Annotated in this window: 17 protein-coding genes; 15 read left to right on the top strand and 2 right to left on the bottom strand. The window is 65.6% G+C overall.

The window, feature by feature from the left end; genetic code table 11:
• Window positions 1–234 precede the first annotated feature (234 nt).
• The 10 genes from JOF29_RS21415 (at window position 235) to JOF29_RS21370 (ending at window position 9,916) form a co-directional block, all read left to right on the top strand.
• Window positions 235–441 carry a hypothetical protein gene (locus JOF29_RS21415; RefSeq protein WP_209696281.1) on the top strand — a complete coding sequence of 69 codons (207 nt, stop codon included), beginning with the start codon at window positions 235–237 and terminating at the stop codon, window positions 439–441.
• 112 nt (window positions 442–553) lie between these two features.
• The gene (locus tag JOF29_RS21410) at window positions 554–886 is read left to right on the top strand and encodes a hypothetical protein (protein ID WP_209696280.1); all 333 of its coding nucleotides are present in this window, start codon (window positions 554–556) and stop codon (window positions 884–886) included.
• A gap of 229 nt (window positions 887–1,115) precedes the next feature.
• A complete protein-coding gene (locus JOF29_RS21405; RefSeq protein ID WP_209696279.1) occupies window positions 1,116–1,763 on the top strand; it encodes a 3'-5' exonuclease in 648 nt (215 codons plus the stop codon).
• Complete coding sequence (locus JOF29_RS21400; RefSeq protein ID WP_209696278.1) at window positions 1,709–4,135, top strand: PEP-utilizing enzyme; 2,427 nt, start codon at window positions 1,709–1,711, stop codon at window positions 4,133–4,135. The genes JOF29_RS21405 and JOF29_RS21400 overlap by 55 nt, the downstream gene beginning before the upstream one ends.
• A complete protein-coding gene (locus JOF29_RS21395; protein WP_209696277.1) occupies window positions 4,132–4,782 on the top strand; it encodes a gamma-glutamyl-gamma-aminobutyrate hydrolase family protein in 651 nt (216 codons plus the stop codon). Before JOF29_RS21400 ends, JOF29_RS21395 begins: the two co-directional genes overlap by 4 nt.
• The gene (locus JOF29_RS21390; RefSeq protein WP_209696276.1) at window positions 4,782–5,558 is read left to right on the top strand and encodes a phosphocholine cytidylyltransferase family protein; all 777 of its coding nucleotides are present in this window, start codon (window positions 4,782–4,784) and stop codon (window positions 5,556–5,558) included. Before JOF29_RS21395 ends, JOF29_RS21390 begins: the two co-directional genes overlap by 1 nt.
• Complete coding sequence (locus tag JOF29_RS21385; RefSeq protein WP_209696275.1) at window positions 5,543–7,018, top strand: glutamate ligase domain-containing protein; 1,476 nt, start codon at window positions 5,543–5,545, stop codon at window positions 7,016–7,018. The genes JOF29_RS21390 and JOF29_RS21385 overlap by 16 nt, the downstream gene beginning before the upstream one ends.
• Window positions 7,015–7,335 carry an HIT family protein gene (locus tag JOF29_RS21380; protein WP_245359964.1) on the top strand — a complete coding sequence of 107 codons (321 nt, stop codon included), beginning with the start codon at window positions 7,015–7,017 and terminating at the stop codon, window positions 7,333–7,335. The genes JOF29_RS21385 and JOF29_RS21380 overlap by 4 nt, the downstream gene beginning before the upstream one ends.
• 42 nt (window positions 7,336–7,377) lie before the next feature.
• Complete coding sequence (gene murC / locus JOF29_RS21375; protein WP_307863578.1) at window positions 7,378–8,718, top strand: UDP-N-acetylmuramate--L-alanine ligase; 1,341 nt, start codon at window positions 7,378–7,380, stop codon at window positions 8,716–8,718.
• A 163-nt stretch (window positions 8,719–8,881) separates the two neighbouring features.
• On the top strand, window positions 8,882–9,916 hold the full coding sequence (locus JOF29_RS21370; protein ID WP_209696272.1) for a serine hydrolase domain-containing protein: 1,035 nt from the start codon (window positions 8,882–8,884) through the stop codon (window positions 9,914–9,916).
• 27 nt (window positions 9,917–9,943) lie between these two features.
• Here JOF29_RS21370 and JOF29_RS21365 read toward each other — a convergent pair whose 3' ends face one another.
• Window positions 9,944–10,828 (bottom strand): phosphotransferase family protein, encoded by an 885-nt coding sequence (locus JOF29_RS21365; RefSeq protein WP_209696271.1) that lies wholly within the window; start codon window positions 10,826–10,828, stop codon window positions 9,944–9,946.
• Window positions 10,828–12,123, bottom strand: coding sequence for a helix-turn-helix domain-containing protein (locus JOF29_RS21360; protein ID WP_209696270.1), 1,296 nt, complete (start codon window positions 12,121–12,123; stop codon window positions 10,828–10,830). The genes JOF29_RS21365 and JOF29_RS21360 overlap by 1 nt, the downstream gene beginning before the upstream one ends.
• Before the next feature lie 255 nt (window positions 12,124–12,378).
• Here JOF29_RS21360 and JOF29_RS21355 point away from each other — a divergent pair, with 255 nt between their 5' ends.
• The 5 genes from JOF29_RS21355 to JOF29_RS21335 all read left to right on the top strand — a co-directional run bounded on the left by JOF29_RS21355 (window position 12,379) and on the right by JOF29_RS21335 (window position 15,485).
• Window positions 12,379–12,708 carry a hypothetical protein gene (locus tag JOF29_RS21355; RefSeq protein WP_209696269.1) on the top strand — a complete coding sequence of 110 codons (330 nt, stop codon included), beginning with the start codon at window positions 12,379–12,381 and terminating at the stop codon, window positions 12,706–12,708.
• A 292-nt stretch (window positions 12,709–13,000) separates the two neighbouring features.
• Window positions 13,001–13,810 carry an SAM-dependent methyltransferase gene (locus tag JOF29_RS21350; protein ID WP_209696268.1) on the top strand — a complete coding sequence of 270 codons (810 nt, stop codon included), beginning with the start codon at window positions 13,001–13,003 and terminating at the stop codon, window positions 13,808–13,810.
• A 184-nt stretch (window positions 13,811–13,994) separates the two neighbouring features.
• On the top strand, window positions 13,995–14,174 hold the full coding sequence (locus tag JOF29_RS21345; protein WP_209696267.1) for a hypothetical protein: 180 nt from the start codon (window positions 13,995–13,997) through the stop codon (window positions 14,172–14,174).
• Window positions 14,175–14,248: 74 nt separating this feature from the next.
• Window positions 14,249–15,124: an alpha/beta fold hydrolase gene (locus JOF29_RS21340; RefSeq protein ID WP_209696266.1), complete on the top strand. Its 876-nt coding sequence runs from the start codon at window positions 14,249–14,251 to the stop codon at window positions 15,122–15,124.
• Window positions 15,114–15,485: a DUF6624 domain-containing protein gene (locus JOF29_RS21335; protein ID WP_209696265.1), complete on the top strand. Its 372-nt coding sequence runs from the start codon at window positions 15,114–15,116 to the stop codon at window positions 15,483–15,485. The genes JOF29_RS21340 and JOF29_RS21335 overlap by 11 nt, the downstream gene beginning before the upstream one ends.
• Window positions 15,486–15,535 lie beyond the last annotated feature (50 nt).

Genomic DNA, 15,535 nt, shown 5'->3' with positions numbered 1-15,535 from the left:
AACAGGTCCGCAGCGCCTCGCGGCTAGTCACAGCGCGCGGTCTCGGCCACGGTTGAAGAGCAAGACCGCGAAGGGAATCTCCACCCCTGTAGGGGTTCCGTCTTCGTGGGCCCATCTGCAACCGACACCGGGAGATGAGGCCGTGATGTCCGGCTTCCATGTACTGGGACTGATCGCCATTGTGCTCTATGTGTGGATCGTGCGAAGCATCGTCCGCGAGATCCAGGACCGTTGATGAGCGCCGTCATCAGCGCACCACAGCCGCTGCCCCGATTCCACGTCCGTGTGTGGTTCGGCGAACACGTGATCGCGCAGTACTCCGCCGAGGAGGCACTGGCCGACCGGTATGCCGCCGCAATGCGCCGCCGGTTCGCGTGCTTGAAGGTCACGACGGACCCAATCGTCGCGGCACCTGCGGACCCGCCGGTGACGCGCTCGTGACGGCCATCGCAGCGCGCTGGCGCCTCCCTACAGTCCAGGCGCTGCGTGTCCGGCTGGCGATGTGGTTCCAGCGCCTCAACGACCAGTTCCGGCGCTGGACGGACGAGGACCGATGAGCCGCGACGTCGACACCACGAAGCCGTTGTTGCTCGGCTATATCCCCATGCATTTGCTGATGACTGATGCCGAGCTCGATGCCGCAAAGCAGCAGCTTGAAGCATTTGCTGATGTTGAGGGGTTCGCTCTCAACACGATCTATGTCGAGCGCGTAGAGACCACTCCCGCGGCCTTTCAAGCGCTCGTGGAGTCGGTCAATCGTTACGAGGCAACAGCTGTTGTTGTGCCGAGCCTGACGCATCTGACCTCGCTGGGGCCGCAGTCGATGAAAGACCACCTGGAGCACTACACCCGCGCACGGGTGCTGATCCCAGCTTCACCACCTTGATCTGACGGGGCCGGACGACTCCTCCACCGGGCGACCTCCTCAGGCCCGGTGCCCGGCCCCGTCTCCAGCTGGTGTCCTCAGCCTCTGGCGCCTTGCCTGAGGGGCACCTTGCAAGTCCGGTGGGCGGTCGTACTGGATCCGCCCTGCGACCGTCCACCGTTCCAATCGCTGGGAGTGCAGCTCCCGGCGTCGTCCCAATCGTCTCCCTATCGTTCAGGAGAGTGCCCGAATGGCTCAGCCACGGACCCCGTGGGATGCGTTCGACTACGCCGTTGTCCATGTCGAAGGCAACGGCCATCAGCATGCTGACCTGGTCGAGATCGCGATTGCTCCCCTTGAAAGCGGAGCAATTGGCGTCGTCGAGACTTGGCTCGTCAGGCCCATGTGGCCTTTGCCGGCATCGACAACCAGCTTCCTTCACCTGTTGGGCACCGACCTCGCGACCGCTCCGACGACCGCGCAGATCGCCCCTGAGCTGTGCGGGGCTCTCAACGGGATGGTGACGGTCAGCCACAGTGCCAACGCCGACCTGGAGTTTCTGGCACGCGAGCTGCCGGCCTTCCGGCCACGGCAGATCATCGACACCCGCGCGCTGGCCCAGACGTTGCTCCCTGGCCGTACGTCGTACGAGCTTGAAGACCTCGCCGAGGACTTCGCCCTCACAGACGACCTTCCAGCAATCCACGAGCCGAGTCCTGCCCTCCAAAAGGCGATCGTCTGCGCCCGGTTACTCAGCTACCTCGCCGACTATGGCGACGACACAGTCCGGACACTGACCGACCTGCTCAAGCCCGCCGCGGCAGGCCGCGCAGGGCAGGGTAGTTGGCAGAGGAGCCACGCTGCTCGCAGCCGGCCAATTACTGGGGGGGCCTTGTGATTTCAACGGCGAAGACGGGTGACTTGCTGTCCACCAAGGCGTTAACACTGCGCCGCCTTGCTCCGTTGATCGCGTCGGCCACCATTGATCGCGGCCACATCATTTCCCGTGGGAACTGGCGTACCAGAGGCCCGATCGTAGTCGGCTTCCTCGCCGCTGAGTATCAGGGCAGCGCGTTAATCGTACGTAGCTCGGCGACCGGCGAGGACACAGAGACCTCATCGGCGGCCGGCAAGTACGACAGCTTCGCGATACCGGAGCAGGCCGCTCCCGACGTCCTGCAGGCGGCGATCGACCAGGTGTTCAGTTCCTACGGCGACGACCGCGACGACAGCTACGTGTTCGTCCAGCGATACATCGCCGCGGTATCGGCCGCGGCAGTCGTCACCACTCGAGTCGCCGCGACCGGCGCGCCTTACTACGTGCTTGCTGTCGACGAGGTCTCCGGAACAAGCGACGCGATCACCTCAGGCCGTGGCCCGGCCGAGACCTGGTACCTGGCGCACGGACGACCCGAGACGATCGGTCCGCCGCTGGTTCGGCAGCTCATGCGCACCGTCGAAGCGGTGGAGAATGCCACCGGCAGCGACCAGCTCGACCTCGAGCTTCTTCTCGATACTGACCGCCGTACCCACCTCCTGCAGGTCCGGCCGCTCGTCCTGCGCCAGCCGCCGCCCCCAGATGCTGATCGAGCGGTTCGCAGAGCAGTCGACACGTGCGCCTACCGGCTGGAGGCCGAGCGGCGCAATGGACAGCCGGCACTGCTGGGCCTGGCGCCGTGGTTCAGCAACATGGCCGACTGGAATCCTGCCGAGATGATCGGCCAGCGACCCCGCCCGCTCGCGATGTCGCTGTATCGGGAAGTGATCACCAACCGCACCTGGGCGATCCAGCGTGCCCAGTACGGCTACCGCGATCTGTGCGGGATCGAGCTCCTCCACGACTTCGCTGGCCAGCCATACATCGATGTCCGGGCGAGTCTGCTGTCCTTCATCCCTGCCCGGTTGCCGTTTGCGGCCGCGCGTCGCATCGTCGGAATCCAGCTCGAGCAACTTGCCGCTGAGCCACACCTGCACGACCGCATCGAGTTCGACGTCGCGACCACTGCCACCACCTTCGACCTCGACGAGCGTCTGGACACTCTGACCGCCGCCGCGGGCCTGCTGCAGACCCACCGCGCCGAGTTGCGTGCGGCCCTGACCGCCATCACCGCTGCGGGACTAGGCAGGGTCGACCGAGACGCGCGGCAGGTTGGGCTGGCCGCTCTGCACCGGATCGCCTGCAGAAACCGCTTCGTCAACCCCTTACACAGGGCCGACTATCTGCTGCGCGAGATCCAGACCTCGATCGCGGTGCCGTTCGCGCACACCGCACGGGCGGCATTCCTTGCGACGGCGCTCACCCGAACCGCGGTGACAGCCGGCCTGGCGTCGACGACCTCGGTCGAACAGTTCATGCAGTCGCTCAGCACGGTCAGTGCCCAGCTACGTGCCGACGGCGCTGCGGTCGCCGACGGCACGCTGGACTGGGAGACCTTCGTCCAGACGTACGGGCATCTGCGCCCTGGGACCTACGATCCGGCGGTGCCGCGCTACGGGGATGCCCCCGAGCTGTACCTGCGGCCCTTCGTGACCAGCGCGAGTCCGCTTGCGGCAACGGCACTGGACCTTGGACAGCCGAGCAGCCCACTATTCACCGCCGATCCGCAGACCGTCACATCGGCACTCACCCGGATCGGACTGAACCTCGATGCCACTGCCTTGACTGGATTCATCCGGTCGGCGATCACCGCGCGAGAGCTGGGCAAGTTCGAACTGTCGGCCTGGATCAGCGACATCCTGACCTGCCTGCAAACGGTGGGGGAGAGCCTCGGACACACGCCCGACGATGTCGCGTTCTGGCGCCTCAGGGACGTGCGTGGCCTGAGGGCCGGGTCACTGTCCGCGGCTCAGCTGCGCGACCGGGTGGAGGTGCGCCGAGAGCGGTACGCCGTCACCCAGCGGCTCCATCTTCCCGCCACGATGGCCGACCCGCTGGACGTCCGCTGCTTCGCCACCGGCCACGGACAGCCCACCTACGTCGGAACAGGGTCCGCGGCGGGCCTGGTCAAAGTCGCACCGCAACCGGACGACGACCTGGACGGCATCGTGGTTCTGACCAGCGCAGACCCCGGGTTCGAGTGGCTGTTCTCTCGCCGGGTCCGAGGCATCATCACCCTGTACGGAGGCGCGAACTCCCACCTGGCAGTTCGCTGCGCCGAGGCTGGCGTCCCCGCCGCGATGGGCGTCGGACAGACCATCTACGACCAGCTCACCCGAGCCCGGTCGGTGCACCTCAACTGTGCCTCCCAGACGATCGACATCGTGTCGTGAACCCACGCTACGTCGCGATCACCCAACGGGTGACCACCGTGCCGCACCGCGGCGAGACCGGCGACTACCTCGACCAACGCTGGATCCAGCGACTGGCCGAGCAGCAACTGGCCGTCCTGCCGCTACCGAACCATCCACCGACAATCCGGCACCTCCTCCAGCTGGTGCCGATCCGGATGCTGATCCTGTCCGGCGGGAACAACCTGGCGACCCTGCCTGACGCATCCGACACATACCCGCACCGTGACGAAGCCGAACTCGTCGCGATCGAACTCGCCGCGGCCCAGCAGATCCCAGTACTGGGGGTGTGCCGCGGAGCGCAACTACTCGCCGCCCGACTCGGGGCGCACCTCGTCCGTCGTTCTGGTCACGCCGGCACCCAGCACAGCGTCCGCACGATGCCGGTCGCCGCACCGATGCCCTGGACCTGGCCAGCGAGGTTCGAGGTCACCTCCCACCACGACTGGGTCATTACCAAACGTTCACTTCCGGCCGGGATCAAGGTCCTGGCCGAGGCCGACGACGGAACCGTCGAGGCCTTCACTCACCCAACCGAAAGGCAGTGGGGACTGATGTGGCACCCCGAACGAGAACCTGCCGGCGGCTACGCCGACCGGGTCCTTCAACACCTCGCTGGAGGACAGTGATGGAAGCGATCATCCTGGCCGCGGGACGCGGTTCCCGCCTTGGTGCGACCACCGAGGACCTCCCGAAATCGATGGTCGAGCTCGGCGGCCGGACCCTGTTCGACCGGACCGTCACCCAGTTACGTGCCCATGGCATCGACCGAGTGACCGTTGTGACGGGCTACCGCGCGGACCGGCTGCCCACACAGGACCTGAACGTTGTCCACAACGACTGGTGGCAGACCACTGGGATCGCCTACAGCCTCCTGCAGGCCGTACCGCATCTCACCGGCCCTGTCATCGTCGCCTACAGCGACATCGTGTTCGAACCGAGGGTCCTGCAGGCGCTCATCTCCCACGACCACGACGGGATCGCCATCGCGGTCAACACTGACTGGCAACGGCTGTGGCAACACCGCATGGACAACGTTCTGGCCGATGCCGAATCACTGCGCCGGACCCCAGACTGGCGAATCACCGAAATCGGCCAACCCGCGGCCACGGTCGACGACATCCAGGGCCAGTTCATGGGCCTCATCAGGATCGACCGATCCGCACAAGAGCAGTTCTTCAACCTCTACCGCGATGCCCTACGTGCCGAACCCCTCGACGTAGCGCCTTCGCCCGGTCTGTGGGATATGACCACCTGGCTGAACAGATGGCTCACCGCTGGCGGGCACATCGCAGGGGTCCCAGTTCACGGAGGCTGGCTTGAGGTCGACACCACCAGCGACCTCGACACCTACACCCGCCTGCACGCCACCGGGGAGCTGACCTCACTGTGCCGACTCGGCTGACCTCCCGCGCCAAGGTCCACTTCAGTGGCGTAGCAGGCAAAGGTATCGCCCCGGCCGCATCGCTCGCCCTCCAATCCGGGTACGAGGTGACCGGGGACGACCTCGTGGACAACCACCGAACCGAACTCCTGCGCGCCCACGGCGCCACGATAGTGGCCGGTAGCAACCAGATCCCCGACCAGGCCGACGCCGTCGTGGCCTCCACCACCGTCGAACTCCCCAGACCGGCTGGCACTGCCCCCGGACCGACCGCCCCAGGCAGACAACCCATCCGGCTGCAACGGCTAGAGTTCGTGCAGCACGTCTTCGAACGCTTCGGCAAAGACCAAGTCGCCGTGATCGGATCGGTCGGAAAATCCAGTGCGGCCGCCATCACCACTGCGGTGTTCGCCCCCACCACGCCGTCCTGCTATATCGGTGCCGACGTCGACGACACACTGTGCGGCGCTCGGCTCGGCACGGGACCCTGGGCCATCACCGAAGCCTGCGAGTACCAAGACGCCTACCTGGCGCTTTCGCCGAAGATCGCAATGATCCTCAATATCGCCCCGAACCACGAAGACCATTTCGGGCCCGGCACCGAAGGGTTCGCCGTCTCGCTGAGAGTCTTCCTGACGGAAGTGGTCGAGAGCCTCGATCACATCGTCATCAGTGCCAGCGCCGCGGCGGAGCTGGCCAAGTACACACTGGGCACTGCGTTCTTGAAACACCACGGGTCAGGGGTCTCCACGCAGGTCATCGGTTCGCCAGGGGAGGCCTACTGGCAGTTCAGCGTCGAGAACGCGACCCCGGAGGTCACACGATTCGCTCTGTCCCACACCGGTGCGACGACCGGCCGAGATGTCTTCGAAGTGCCACTGGCCGGCAACCATGCTGCGACTGCGGCCGCGATGGCGGTGGTCGCGGCCCGCTGCGCCGGGATGAGCGACAGCGACATCCGGGCCGGCCTTGCCACCGCCAGGCTGCCGCAGCGGCGCATGACCAGAGTCCACTCCGAGCCCGGACTATCGGTGTACGACGACAACGCCCGCCTGCCGGTCCAGCTGGAAAGCCTCCTCGAGGCGCTACGCCAGCGTCATCCCCGACAACTCATTACCGCGGTGATCTCGCCGTGGGGCCGACGTAACCGGCGCGACCTCCAGTCCTGGGCGACCGCCGCCGCGCAAGCAGACTTCGTCTACATCTTGCCGGTAGCCGGCGCCTCGACCCTCTGCGGCGGCGCGGAGCATCCCGCGGCCGCGGTTGACCTCGTCGACTTGATCCACGCACAAGGCGGCTCCGCACAAGCAGTGAGCAATCCCGACGAGATCGTCGCGCCAGCCCTGAGCTCTGCTGCGCCACAGGTATACGTCACCGCCGGGTACGACTCCAGCCACCACGTCTTTGTGCAGATCCACCGTCGCCTGCAGACCACCGCCTCCAGGCAGTGCCCTCCACAGCATCACGCAGGTTCCAGATGACCTGCCAGTGCCCGTTCTGCTCGAGGCTGACCGAACCAACCGACCTGCCACGTTCAGGCTCCGCAGCGGTGATCGCCGACGCCTATCCCAGAAGCCGGGGCCACCTGCTGGTCGTCCCGCTCGAACACACCGCCGACTACTTCGAGATCCCTGCAGATGTCAAAGCTGAGATGTGGACGTTGGTAGACTCCGCCCGGTCCTATCTGCAAGGCGAATTTCAGCCGGACGGATGGACAGTCAGGATCAACATCGGGGATGTCGCCGGCCAGACCGTCGGCCACGCTCACATTCACGTGGTTCCGCGGTACGAACCATAGCGACTATGAGCAGTCCAGTTGAGCACACAACGAAGGAGTCTTGTGTCCGCAGTTGGTGAGCAGTTCGACGAGTCCAAGCTCTGGACCGGTCGCCGGGTCCATTTCGTCGGGATCGGCGGCTGTGGCATGAGCGGTCTCGCGCTCGTCGCCGCCCAGCTCGGAGCGACCGTCTCTGGATCGGACACGAAGCGGTCAATCTTCTTCGACTCCCTTCATGACACCGGGCTGATCGAACTCCACCTCGGCCACGACACGGGCAACCTCCCCGCAGCTGGCGAGATCGTCTACTCCAGCGCCATCCGCTCCGACAACGTAGAGCGCGCCGCTGCCAATGAGCGTGGACTGACCGAGCTCCACCGCTCCGCGCTCCTGGCACAGCTGACCCGGATGAACCGCACCATTGCTGTCGCCGGAGCGCACGGGAAGACAACCACTGCCGCGCTGCTGGCTTACGTGTTGGACCAGGCGGGTCTTCAGCCCACCTACATCGTCGGTGGTCTGCTGCGGAAACCGGCCCTTCACGCCCGCGCCGGCGCCGGTCGGCTGTTGGTTATCGAGGCAGATGAGTCCGACCGCAGCCTGCTGGACTACGCAGTCAACATCGCACTCATCACCAACGTCGATCTGGATCACGTCGGTGACGCAGGCGGCTACGAAAGCAAGGACGACGTCGCCGACGTCCTTGCCCGATTCGCCAAGGGCGCCGATCTCACCGTCGGATCCCAGCAGGCCGCCGACGAACTCGGCGAACGACTGCCCGAACTGGTCACCGCGGTCCCAGCCAGGACCGCCAACCCCACCGCGTTCGTCCTTGACGATGAAACCTACGACCTCAGCCTTCCGGGCTGGCACAACGCCGAGAACGCTGCCCTCGTCGTCCGCGTAGCCCGCGAACTCGGCTGCAGCCCCGAGGCGATCCGAGAGGCGCTCGCAACCTTCCCCGGCCTTGCACGGCGATTCGAGCTGCGCGGTCACACTACAAACGGCGCCAAGGTGTTCGACGACTATGCACACCACCCGACCGAGGTGGCAGCGGTCCTGCAAGCCGCCCGCTCCGTCACCACCGGTCGCGTCATCGCCGTCTTCCAGCCACACCTCTTCTCCCGCACCCAGCAGTTCACCACCGAGTTCGCCCAGTCACTCACCCTCGCCGACGTGACCTACCTCGAACCCATCTATCCGGCACGAGAAGATCCCGCAGCCTGGGACCACGTGTCCAGCCTCGACATCGCCACGGCCCTGCCTGGCTCGGGATTCCACTACGCCACCGATCGCAGCGCACTGGCCACCGATCTGGCCACCCACACAGAATCCGGTGACGCCATCGTGCTCGTCGGCGCCGGAGACATCACCCTCCTCGCCGAGCAAATCGTCACGGGCTAACCGCACGCAGGCAGCCCAGTGCCAACTGCAAGTGAGCGTCTAGCCGAGAACCCCGACCATCGGGGTCGAAGACCGCAACCCCTCTCGTGACCGTGATCCTGTTCATCCCGGCTGCATCACAGGGGCGATGAGTGACGACCCATCGGCAGAAAGGGACGTCGCCATGTTCAGCACTGACCGCGTCGAGGACCTTCTCGAGGCTGGCCATAGCAACCGTGCCTTTCCAGGCGCGGTCTGGAGCGTCGGTGACGTGAATAACACAATCGGCGGGGGAGTGGTCGGCGTACTGGATCCGGATCAGCCTGATCAGCCGATGCGGCCAGACACGGTTTTCGATGTCGCCAGCCTGACCAAGGTTCTCGCAGTGTGGGCATCGATCGGTGCCCTGGTCACCGCGGGAGACCTGCGGCTCGACCAGCGCCTCGCCCCATTCTGGCCCGAGGTCGAAGGACACCCGCTGGGACAGGTGACCGCCCACCAGCTCCTGACCCACACGGCAGGGCTCCCGCTGCGAGCCAACCTGAAAAGTCTGTACGGTACCGATCCCGCGGTGGTCAGGGCGGGCGTACTGGCTGAGGCACTGCAGCGGCCGCCAGGCGAAGCGGTCGAGTACACGGACCGGGCTGCGCTGATTCTTGGGTACCTGGTCGAGTACTTGTCGGGTCAGCCGCTGGACCGCTTCGTGACGGAGCGGCTCTGGGGGCCGCTTGGGATGGCTTCCATACAGTTCGGGCCTCTCCCGGTCGACGTCGCGGTGCGCTGCGCCCCGACGGAGTTTGACACCGAGGCCGGCGTGCGGATCAAGGCCACGCCTCACGACTACTCCGCGCGCCTCCTCGGCGTGTGCGGAATCGCCGGCGTCTTCTCAGTCGCCGATGATCTCGGCAGATTCCTGCAATACATGCTGAGCAGTGATGCGCCAGCCAACAATGGTTTCGGCCGGGAGTGGGTGACCCAGTCCCTCTCGATTCAGACCGGGGATCTCGATGCCTCTCGGGGGTTCTTTTGGCAGCCAGCACCCGGGGCTGCCCTCGATGAGGATGTTTGGGTGCACTACGGGTTTACTGGGACAGCGATGTGGATCTCGCCGAGGCTCGGCAAGTGGGCCACCCTCCTGACCAACAAGCTGTTCTATACGCGGGATCGCGAGCCGCTGATGGGGATCCGTGATCAGTTCCGCGAGATCGTGTTCGGCTGATCCGCGGTGAGCTGACCAGAGCTCTGCTCATCCGCCGTCCCAGGTCCATGGTCTGGGGCCGTGATCACCGCGCAGACACGCGATTCGGTGAAGCGCCTCGGCTCTGGTCTCGGCGTGCTGGTCGGCCTTGTTCGCGAGCCAGGTGGTCATGCGCAGTTCGCGGATGTCGCGAAGTGTTTCGTAGGCAGGGGCCTTGAGTACGTCGTACCCGTAGGTGCCGGCGTAGTCCCGGTAGTCATCGGTGGTGATCCAGCGAAAGGAGTCGTACTCGCTGGCCATCAGCGTGAGGTCCCATTCGGGTGGTCCGTACGAGAATCGCTCGAGGTCGAGAATGAGTACGGTGCCGTCCGGGGTGGCGAGCACGTTGTCGGGATGCGGGTCGCCGTGGATGGTCGTGGCCGGCAGTTCGAAGACCACGTCGTTCCATCGGTCGGTCAGTTCGGACAGCCGCCGGCGCAGAAACAGCTTGTCGCCTTCTGGGATGTCTGCGGCGTCGACGCGGTCGGAGATGCTCACAAAGGGCTGCACGCCCTGCAGGGCGAGGTCGTCTGGTGGCGTCAGGGCGTGGAGGCGGAGGAGGTAGGTGGCGATCTCGGCCGCGGTCGCCGATCGCAGGTCAGGGAGGTGGTGCCAGAACGTCACGGTGTAATCCCCGTCGTCGACAGGATCTGCCGCTGCGGTGACGGCGGGCAACCCTGCGCGCTCCAGCCATCTGGCGATCGCGACTTCACGGTGCGCGGTGGCCTGCTGGGCGGCCGAGCGCGTCACGCGGGCGACAAGTTCGTGACCGACCCGGAAGGTGCCGCTGTCGCCGAGGCTGAGTAACTCGACCTCCCCGGCATCAATGCCCGCAGTACGGCAGGCCTTGTCGACCCGGGCGTGTTCGGTCCGGGCTTTGGAGTCCGGCGGCATCAGGCGGACAGCTGAGTCAGTCGGCTAATACCGCGCCGCAGTTCGGCGACGTCACTGTTCTTCGTGTGCGGAGTGGTTGCGCCGTGAAGCTCTCGCAGGTAGCTGCGGATCCGTCCCGACCGCAATGACTCGGCCGCGGTGACTGCTGTTCGGGCGTGGGCGACGGCCACGCTGGGGTCGGTTCGCATCCACAAGGTGGCGATCTTCAGCTGGCAGAATGCCCGGGATCGGGCGTAGTCGTCGGTGTGCTGGCTGCTGGCGTAGCCGAGCTGGTCCAGTGCCGGCTGTGGGTTGGCGCCGGCAGCGGTCAGGTCGAACAGGGCGTGTCCGGCATCGCCTGCGAGCTCGGCGCCGTCGAAGAACTCCATCCATGGCGGCACGGGGGTGGAGTCGCGCCGCCCGAAGTCGTCCTCGGCCTGGGTGATCGCTGCGCGGGTATCGGCTCCTCGGCCGAGCTGGGCCAGCGCGCGGGCCCGAACGACGCCGAGCATCGCACGCTCGGGCGCAGGTAGCTGGTCGGCACGGACTTGTGCGAGCTCCGCCAGGCTGAGGGCATCTTGTGGTCGGCCTAGGTGGAAGATCTGGCGAGACATGTCAGCCAGGACAACCGCGCGGAGACTGGTGTTGCGGGCCTGCTCGGCGCAGTGCAGGCCGAACCGGAAGTACCGTTCGGCCGAGTCGTGGGCGCCGACGTCGACCGACATCCAGGCGGCGACCTGGGCAAGGTGGCCGACTGCACTGTGGAGGTCGTCGCGGACTTGTGGCTGAATGTTTTTTGCTTCCAGCAGGCCGGCTGCCCAGCGAAGCTGTCCGGCGACGGCTTGGACTGACAGTTCGCCGCCGACGCGGTGGTCCCAGCTGGTGAAGGTCTGGGTGCTCTGAGCGATCAGGTCGACATCGGCGCGGCCAACAGACCTCGGCGCCCGAGCGGCCGGTTCGGCCTGGGCCAGGAAGTCAGCTACCGGGCCGCTGATGGACAGCGTGGCGACAGCGGGTGTGAGGGAGAAGAAAGTGCGGCGATCCACGTCGGCGGAATCCTCCTCAGGGACGGAGCGACTGCAGTAGAAGCCCAGTTCCGCGTCGGTGCCGACTCCAAACTCTTCCCGCAGCGCCTTGCGGTATGGGGGCTTGGGCCAAGTGTGTCTTCCTCGCTCAAGCTTCGACAGGTAATTTGCGTCGAGGCGAGCATCTTCACCCAGCCGGGACAGCAGCCGATCAGCGAGTTCCGCCTGGGTGATGCCCAGTCGTCGACGGGCAGCTATCAGCTTCTGGTTGGGTTCACTCCCACCAGCCATGGCTGCCTTTCACTCGCCGCTTGTGCTAACAGTAAAGAGCGGGGACTGGGCACTCGGCAATCCGAGCTGGCTCAACTCTCCCAGCTCGTCACCCAGTTAGTCTCCCAGCTCGCCTCTCTTCCCTCGACCGGTGGCTCACTGTCACCGTTGTCACGTAGCGCGCATGACGCGCTATGCCACGGGGGTGGGTGCCCACAACTGTATTTCTGGCTCCCCGCTCGGTGGCTCCGGCGAGACCAGATCCGAGGGGAGCCCATGCCAGATCCGGCCGAGCATCTCCTATTCGGGTACCTGGTCAAGGACTTCCTCACGACAGCCGCTGAGGTGGAGCGGTCGCGGTCTCAGTTGATCTCCTTCGCCAAGCGCGAGGGATTCCGGCTTGAGGTGATCTTTGTCGAGGAAGCTTCCCCGGCCCCTGCCGCGTTCGCTGCGATGCTCGCCCGTTCCAAGCTCGACCAGGTGAATGCCGTAGTTGTTTTGAGCGAGGACGTGTTGGCGGCCAGGACCCCCTCCGGCTTGACCCGCCGTCAGCAGCTCGAGCAGGAAACCACGGCGCGGGTGCTGGTCGTGAAGTCTCCTCCCTGATCGGGCGGGACCGGCGCACGGTTGCTGGGCGGAATTGTCGTCACCTCATTTGCCCAGTAGCTGTCTTCGGGCCGGAGGCTGCTCCCCAGGGCAGCGTCCGGCGTCGGTCCCGTCCCTCGGAAGTCCTCAGCCCCTCATCGGCACCCTGACTAGCTCTGCGGGGCTGAGGACTTCCTCCTGCAGCCGTCCAGCCCCGTCATGGCGTCAAGGTCTCGCTCACTTCGCCAATTTCCCCCAGCGCTCCAATTCGCGCCCCGGCTCGATCATTCGTTCGAGAGGATCCATCTACCTCATGCCTGACGGCCACGATCCGTGGATCCTGAACAGCCCGGGCTTCGGTACGACGTCGAGTCTCGCGCGGTTCTGGAACTCGGTCGGAAATGGCAAGGATGGCCTCGAAGCCGACCGGTACCTGGCAGGACAGGCTCTTGTCGTCGCCCCTGACATCGCCGATGTGCCAGGTGTGAGCGATAGGTTCAAGCTCGCCGCCGCCCGCTACCTCGTAGGACAAGGCATCGACCAGTTCATCGACTGCAACCCAGGTACGCAGGTCGTAGTTTCGGCCCACCGAGCCGTACAAGAGATGAACCCCAAGGCCCAAGTGGTGTACGTCAACGACGACCAGATCGTCCTGGCCCATGCTCGTGCTTTGTTGGCCACGAACGACCTGGTCGAGGTGGTGGCCGCCGATCCGTTTGATGCCGGCGATTTGCGAGACCTAACGAAACATGTGCTCGACTGGTCTCGTCCGATCGCGCTCCTCCAAGTTGGGACACTTCAGCACCGACCTGACGCCGGCGAAGTGATGAAGTCCTATCTCGACGTGCTCGGCGCCGGATCCTACCTGGTCGTGTCGTGCTGGGAACGACCTGCCGGGCAGGTGGCCCAGCGAACCGCTTCCCAGTTGGCGGCTCTGCTCACTGAGGCCTTCGGATACACCGCCTTTCGGCATCCCGACGAGATTGCGCACATGGTCTCCGGCTACAAGCTGGTGCCACCCGGCATCGTGTCCTGCACACACTGGTCCGCGACACCGAGTGAGAGCCTGCCGTCGAACTGGCTGACCGAGCACACACGAGCCATCGTCTGCCGCAAGACCTAGCAGGAGCCTTCACTAGCTCGCGGGCGACCGAGCTGCTCTTCCGCTTCCACGCCGCATCAGACATCAGGCTCACTAGACGCCGCGAAAGGTCAGCACGGAACAATGCCCAAGACTGTGGACCAGAGCAGCGCCGCGGGCGGGGGCCGCAGCCGGGCGGCTGTCCGTCAACCTCGCGGCGGACACGATGAAGATGCTCAGATGGCTCGCCGGACATCGAGGACTGTCGCTGGCAGAAACGATCCGGCGGGCGATCAGCATCCTCAAGTTCATCGAAGTTGAACAGGCAAAGGGCAACACCCTCGCAATCGCTGCCACCGATCCTGAGGGCAAGCAGCGACTCAAGGAAATTCTCCTGATCGGGTGACCCGATCGGTCGGTACCGAACGTGCCAGGCTTACGCACGGTGAGTTCGACGGGCAGTCTACGAAGGGGAAGTATGTGAGCGATCTGCAGGAAAGCTGTGTCGTCAACGGCATCGAGCTGGCGTACCGGTACCTGCCGGGTGATACAGCGTGCATCGTCTTCGTGTCCGGGCTGGGCGGATCTGGGGAGGAATGGGACGGGGTGATCGAGCGCCTTCCCGCGGGGCTTTCGACGTTCGCATATGACCGGGCTGGCTGCGGGAGCAGCGGACCTGTTGATGGAGCGACAGCGGAAGGTGCTGCTCTGCCGATCCAATGGGGTGCTGAGCAGCTGTTCGAGCTGCTGAACGCTGCGGCCGTACCGGGGCCATGGGTGCTAGTGGGGCATTCGATCGGCGGCCTGATCGTGGATGCGTTCGCGCGGCTCTGGCCTGACCAGGTCAGTGGTCTGGTCCTGGTGGATGCCAGTGACCCCGACCTTCACACCGCATTGGACGAGGACCAGCTAGTGCTGGTCGATGGCCGCGACGGCGAGGGTTGGCGCATTTCCGTACCGGCCACGCTAGACAACTTCGAGCCTGGCCCCCGGGAGCATGTCGAAACGGTGGTGATCGGCTCGGCGATCTGGCGCTGGCTTCCGGTCAAGAAAGCGGAGAAGTATCGCCCGTTGACGCTGGTCGAGATGGATCAGCGGTGGCACCGCCACCAGCTGCAGCTCGCACAGCGCTGGTCCGGTCATCTCGTCGTGCCGCATTTCGCGGGACACCACGTGCACAAGGACTCTCCGGATCTCGTTGCCGAGGTGGTCCGAGGCGTCGCCACCGCGAAACGGAGTGTCGTGCAGCTGGACCAGTCCACTGTCCTTAGAGCCGGTGGGACGGTGCGGGTGAGCGTGCGGGATGGGGCGTTCATCGAGTGGGACGCGGCGGGGCCTCGTGCCGATGGAGACTAGCGAGCTCCAGGCCGAGCTCGAGCGGCGAGCGGCGCTGGACCAGGAAGCCCGCAGCGCGGTAGATGGCTGGTCGGACGACCCTCGCACGGAGCTGTGGGATGTGGTCAACGCAGTGGATGCCGACAACAGCGGCTGGCTCATCGATGTCGTGACCGAGCAGGGCTGGCCACAGCTGTCCGAGATCGGTGAGGAGGCGGCTACGAATGCCTGGCTGCTGGCGCAACATGCGGACAGGCAGCCGGAGCAGCAGCGCCTGTTTCACCAGCTGATGGCAGCGGCAGTACAAGCGGGGGAGGCGGAGCCGAGGCTCTTCGCCTACCTGGAGGACCGGGTGCGAATCAACAGCGGACCTGTTGACTGAACTAGATGTGGAGTTTCCGCAGGTCAAGTGACCTTTCTCGGTTCCATCAG

It is taken from the genome of Kribbella aluminosa (assembly GCF_017876295.1).
GTDB lineage: Bacteria > Actinomycetota > Actinomycetes > Propionibacteriales > Kribbellaceae > Kribbella > Kribbella aluminosa.
This window is presented reverse-complemented; position numbering and strand designations above follow the sequence as displayed.

Coding starts and splice junctions, on each gene's coding strand:
- JOF29_RS21415 (WP_209696281.1), top strand. CDS start 235: ATGAGCGCCGTCATCAGCGCACCACAGCCGCTGCCCCGATTCCACGTC.
- JOF29_RS21410 (WP_209696280.1), top strand. CDS start 554: ATGAGCCGCGACGTCGACACCACGAAGCCGTTGTTGCTCGGCTATATC.
- JOF29_RS21405 (WP_209696279.1), top strand. CDS start 1,116: ATGGCTCAGCCACGGACCCCGTGGGATGCGTTCGACTACGCCGTTGTC.
- JOF29_RS21390 (WP_209696276.1), top strand. CDS start 4,782: ATGGAAGCGATCATCCTGGCCGCGGGACGCGGTTCCCGCCTTGGTGCG.
- JOF29_RS21380 (WP_245359964.1), top strand. CDS start 7,015: ATGACCTGCCAGTGCCCGTTCTGCTCGAGGCTGACCGAACCAACCGAC.
- JOF29_RS21370 (WP_209696272.1), top strand. CDS start 8,882: ATGTTCAGCACTGACCGCGTCGAGGACCTTCTCGAGGCTGGCCATAGC.
- JOF29_RS21365 (WP_209696271.1), bottom strand. CDS start 10,828: ATGCCGCCGGACTCCAAAGCCCGGACCGAACACGCCCGGGTCGACAAG.
- JOF29_RS21360 (WP_209696270.1), bottom strand. CDS start 12,123: ATGGCTGGTGGGAGTGAACCCAACCAGAAGCTGATAGCTGCCCGTCGA.
- JOF29_RS21355 (WP_209696269.1), top strand. CDS start 12,379: ATGCCAGATCCGGCCGAGCATCTCCTATTCGGGTACCTGGTCAAGGAC.
- JOF29_RS21350 (WP_209696268.1), top strand. CDS start 13,001: ATGCCTGACGGCCACGATCCGTGGATCCTGAACAGCCCGGGCTTCGGT.
- JOF29_RS21345 (WP_209696267.1), top strand. CDS start 13,995: ATGAAGATGCTCAGATGGCTCGCCGGACATCGAGGACTGTCGCTGGCA.
- JOF29_RS21335 (WP_209696265.1), top strand. CDS start 15,114: ATGGAGACTAGCGAGCTCCAGGCCGAGCTCGAGCGGCGAGCGGCGCTG.